This window comes from Paenibacillus sp. P4_E11, assembly GCF_056401635.1.
Window position 1 is genome coordinate 1 of record NZ_JBFUIX010000542.1, and the last position, 1,089, is coordinate 1,089.

Sequence of the window (1,089 nt, forward strand, 5' to 3'; positions counted from 1 at the left end):
GCTGTGCATTCACACGAGCAACCAATTCCATCGGGTTGAATGGTTTGGTCACATAATCATCGGCTCCACTTACCAGGCCTGTTATCTTATCAAGGTCGGTCGCTTTAGCGCTTAAAAAAATGATCGGCAGATGATGCCGATCTCGAATTTGCCTTGTTGCTTCATAGCCATTCAGTTTAGGCATCATAATATCCAAAATCGCCAAATCAATGGAATGTGTCTGAACAGCTGAAATAGCTTCCTGCCCATCTGCTACTTTAATACAGATGTAACCTTCTTTTTCTAAATGCAGCTCAATCAGATCGGCAATCTCTGCCTCATCATCCGCTATCAAAATTGTGATCGACTTCATTCGTTCCACCCCTGTATTGCGTTAGTATTGCTTTAATTGTATCAGATGGGCCTACCTCTTGCTTGGATAACACTTGATGCAGGTACTAACTTAGCGATTAATTTGAAAATAATAAAACCAATCAAGCCGCCGCTAGAATTTAGTATGAGATCATCGACATCAAAACTTCCAATAGAGAATAAGACCTGTGCGCTTTCCAAGATTAGACTTAAACCTAACGAAAGTGTGAACGCGCCTATAAAAGATATTTTTTTGTTTCTTAACATAAAACCAAGAAAAACACCGAACGGCATGAATATCGCAAAATTCCCAACCAGGTTGATTAGACCATGACTAGATATACCATGAATCGTTCTGGATATTTCTTTAAAGGGAACTAGATTACCTTTTTGAAATTGCCATCTGATATTATCAGGGTTCCCCAGACTCAACTTAAGCTGATTCCAGAGAAATGTCATGTCGATGGAGCCGAACTTAAATAGAATAATCTTGAATAACACATACACATATAGTGTAAACAGTAGTTGAATTTTAATATTATTCAACATTTTCTTAGGTTTCATACGTCATCCTCACCTTCTTGAGACTCATGAGCCCTGATATACAGTCACAATGACACCGTCCATATTGTTGCCTGATATCTCATAGCGACCATTGACTGGTACAGGGATAGTTGTGTTTTTGGTGACAGGATAGTAAGAGATTTTATAGGTTTGATGATCTACAGTAGTCACAAT

At 38.7% G+C, this 1,089-nt stretch carries 2 protein-coding genes and 1 pseudogene; all 3 read right to left on the reverse strand.

Features of this window, described 5'->3' with window-relative positions; all coding sequences use genetic code 11:
- On the reverse strand, nt 1-352 hold a 352-nt coding region (locus AC1DWB_RS35870), incomplete at its 3' end, for a response regulator transcription factor (RefSeq protein ID WP_477545828.1).
- Between the two features lie 41 nt (nt 353-393).
- Nucleotides 394-915 (reverse strand): VanZ family protein, encoded by a 522-nt coding sequence (locus tag AC1DWB_RS35875; protein ID WP_477545829.1) that lies wholly within the window; start codon nt 913-915, stop codon nt 394-396.
- A gap of 24 nt (nt 916-939) precedes the next feature.
- Nucleotides 940-1,089: pseudogene (locus tag AC1DWB_RS35880) on the reverse strand (D-Ala-D-Ala carboxypeptidase VanY); the annotation flags it as partial.

Coding starts and splice junctions, on each gene's coding strand:
- AC1DWB_RS35875 (WP_477545829.1), bottom strand. CDS start 915: ATGAAACCTAAGAAAATGTTGAATAATATTAAAATTCAACTACTGTTT.